General features: G+C 63.1%; 2 protein-coding genes. One reads left to right on the top strand and one right to left on the bottom strand.

Features of this window, described 5'->3' with window-relative positions:
• The first annotated feature begins 67 nt into the window (after nucleotides 1-67).
• The gene (locus tag FGL98_RS24810; RefSeq protein WP_222432413.1) at nucleotides 68-364 is read left to right on the top strand and encodes a hypothetical protein; all 297 of its coding nucleotides are present in this window, start codon (nucleotides 68-70) and stop codon (nucleotides 362-364) included.
• Between the two features lie 238 nt (nucleotides 365-602).
• On the opposite strand, the gene FGL98_RS24805 is transcribed toward FGL98_RS24810, so the two are convergent.
• On the bottom strand, nucleotides 603-2,993 hold the full coding sequence (locus FGL98_RS24805) for a molybdopterin-dependent oxidoreductase (protein ID WP_146321523.1): 2,391 nt from the start codon (nucleotides 2,991-2,993) through the stop codon (nucleotides 603-605).
• Between the last annotated feature and the right edge of the window lie 302 nt (nucleotides 2,994-3,295).

Raw genomic sequence — 3,295 nt, 5'->3', positions numbered from 1 at the left:
ACCGGAAGTTCGCACCACAACACCCTTCAGTATTCGTGAACTTCCGGGGTTCCGAGGATGGAGGGACATGAAAGGCGCCCTCGGGCTACGCCCAGTCTACCACTATCGAGAGGACCGGATCCGCGCGCACATCCAGCTGTGCTGGCTCGCGCTACTACTGATCCGGGTGGTCGAGAACGCCACCGGTGACACCTGGCGCAACCTGCGTCACGAGCTGGACCGGATGCACCTGATCACTCTGGCCACCAGCGACGGCACCGTCGCGCAGCGCTCCGCGACCACACCCGGACAGAAGGCCATCCTCGACGCGCTCAACCTGCCCGAGCCGCCACGATTCTTCGACTTCATGCCCACCACCGACTGACCCAGCCCCAGGCCAGCGCCCGAACGGTCAGGCCCTGTAGTAACACGACCCCGAACACCACTGCGCGCGTTTACGCAGGTCAGGCCCGGTTTTCACTCGATCGTGTGCCCATCATCTGCGGAAGTCCGGCCTGGGTGTGAACGAGCGGCGGCAAACGCGGGCCACCCGCCCGCAGACCCGAAGATGAATCCACCAGGCCAGAAGGCGATATCACCGTGCCATCGACCATCAGGCTCCTTCAGCTCACGCCGCGAGCGTGGGCTCGGCCAACACCCGGTGGCCTCAACTCACCTTGATGCGAAGCGAAGTGGGGTGGATCGAACGCTGCGACGCACGGCGCCTCACCGGTCCAGCGTTCGACGTCGACGAGCGTGGTATGAGCGCTTGGCCCCTGGGCCAGCCTCGAAGTGCCTTTGTCCAGCGTGAGAACGTTCGGATTGCCGTGACGCTCCAGGCTTCCTGCCGTGGAGGGCTCGGCCGGGTCGAACCACGCGCCCGTTGACAGCTGGACAACGCCAGGGCGAACGGCGTCATCGACTAGCACGCCTGCCAGGCAGGCCCCTCTGTCGTTGAACACGCGAGCGATGTCACCAGAGGTAATACCGCGCGCCGCCGCGTCCAATGGGTGGATTCTAATGGGCTCGCGGTCCGCGACCTTCGATGCCTGCGACGCGCCTCCGTGGTCATACTGGCTATGCAGGCGCATATGAGGTTGATTCGAGATGAGGTGGAGGGAGAAGCGCCGTGCTAAGGGCGAACCGAGCCACTCCGCAGGCTCCATCCAGACCGGATGCCCAGGGCAGTCGTCGTACCGAAACCCGTCCACGGTGGCTGAGAAAAGTTCGATCCTCCCTGACGGTGTCGCTAGCGGCGCTGCCATCGGGTCGCGCGCGAACGCGACTAGATCTCCCGCCGGTGACCCGGGCGGGGTGGGCATTTTTACGCGACCTCGGCGCCAGAAATCCTCAAAGTTCGGCAGTTCGACGCCGTCGGCGCCCAGAGTCTGACGCGTCTTCTCGTAGAGATGACGGACCCACTCATCGGCAGAGCGTTCCTCGGAGTATCTGCTCCCGAAGCCAAGACGATCCGCGAGGCGGCAAAAGACCTCATAATCAGTAAGGCACTCACGCGGCGGCTCGCATGCCTTCTGCTGGGCACACAGCCAAGGATCATTCGAGCCAGCGGCGAAGTCATTGCGTTCGAGGAAGGTTGCGACAGGGAAGATGATGTCCGCGAACTTCGCTGTGGCGGTCCACCAAGATTCATTGACGATGACGAGATCTGGGCGCTGCCAAGCTTCGACTAGTCGGTTGAGGTCCTGGTGATGGTGGAACGGGTTCCCACCACACCAGTAGATCGCGCGAAGATCCGGGAACGTGATGCGTCGTCCATCGTAGTCGATCGTCGCACCAGGATTCTCTAGTGCGTCGCATATCCGTGCTACAGGGATGGCGACGTCGACCGGGTTGTCGGGTTGTGGCAGGGCAGCGATGCGTTGCCTGGCACGTTCGATGCCGATGCCCTGCATCGATCCATAGCCGGAGCCAAAGCCGCACCCGGGTTCGCGCATCCAACCGGTCATCGCGGCCAGGGCGACCGCCATCCAATAGGGTTGCTCGCCATGGTCGGCGCGCTGGATAGACCACCCCACGGTCACGAGCGACCGCCGCTCGGCCATGGATCGCGCGAGGTTCTGGATGACGTCGGCCGGAATTTCGGTGATGGGCGCAGCCCACTCCGCGTCCTTTGCAACACCGTCAACTGCGCCCATCAGATAATCCTCGAGACGCCCAAATCCCACGCATCGCGTCGCCAGGAACTCCTTGTCGTGGCGGTCTTCGGCTATCAGCGTGTGTGCCAGGGCCATCATCAGTGCGACGTCGGTATTTGGCCTTAGCGGAAGCCACTCTGCGCTGACTAGCGTGGACATGTCGTCGCGGATCGGCGAGACGTTGACGAACCGGACTCCCGCGTCTCGACACCGTCTCAAGAAGGGCTGGGTTCGGTGGAGGCCGGTGCCCCCGTCGTTGACTTGGCGGTTCTTAACTGGCAGACCACCGAACGCGACAACGAGCTCGCAGTTGGCCGCGATCTCATCCAATCTGGGTGTCCGCCCCAGGATACTAAACCCTGTCCCCCCGATGACGTGCGGGAGAATCACCTCCATGGCTGCACAACTGTAGCTGTTCAGTGATCCAGTGTATCCCCCTGCCATTGCGAGGAACCGGTGAACCTGGCTTTGCGCGTGATGGAAGCGCCCGGAGCTACCCCATCCGTAGGAGCCGCCGAAGACGGAGTCATTGCCATAACGGTCACGCAGCCCAGCCAAGGACCCCGCGGCTAGGTCGAGCGCCTCATCCCAGGACAGTTCGACGAATTCGTCGGCGCCCCGACGATGGGTGCCTTCGCGGGGGCGTCCCTCAAGCCATCCCCTGCGCACCGCGGGACGCAGGATCCGGGCACGCGATCCCAGGGCCGCAACAATGCCGGGGCCGATGGGCGACGGCTCGAGATCGTCGGCGACGGGATCGATCGCAACGATTCGGCCACCTTTAGTCTCGACGTCGTACCGTCCCCAGTGTGTCGCAGTGGTCGTTCGCTTAGGCCCATCCGATCGCTCCGCACTCAATGTGCCCACTCCTCATCGCACTCGTATGATCAGGCGCCACCGAAAAGGCCCGCTTCTCAGGGGACTGTTTCTGCGTCATCAAACTGACTGGCCCCGCATGCCGCACCTGCACATTTGAGAGCAGAACTCTCGATTGTGGAACTAGAGTTGCATCAGTTCTATCATCTGGTCTCGTCAATGCCTGCTTCTACAGTTGGGTTGTCGTGTGAGGCGTTCGGGGGGCCGTGTCAATGGTGCCGTCGGGCCTGACGATGACGCCGTAGATGCTTTCGGCCCTGGCACGCGTGATATAGCCCTCGAGT

Source organism: Leekyejoonella antrihumi, from assembly GCF_007845645.1.
Lineage (GTDB): Bacteria > Actinomycetota > Actinomycetes > Actinomycetales > Dermatophilaceae > Leekyejoonella > Leekyejoonella antrihumi.
This window is presented reverse-complemented; position numbering and strand designations above follow the sequence as displayed.

Bases quoted from the DNA above. Each gene is read 5' to 3' on its own strand.
- FGL98_RS24810 (WP_222432413.1), top strand. From the start codon at position 68: ATGAAAGGCGCCCTCGGGCTACGCCCAGTCTACCACTATCGAGAGGAC.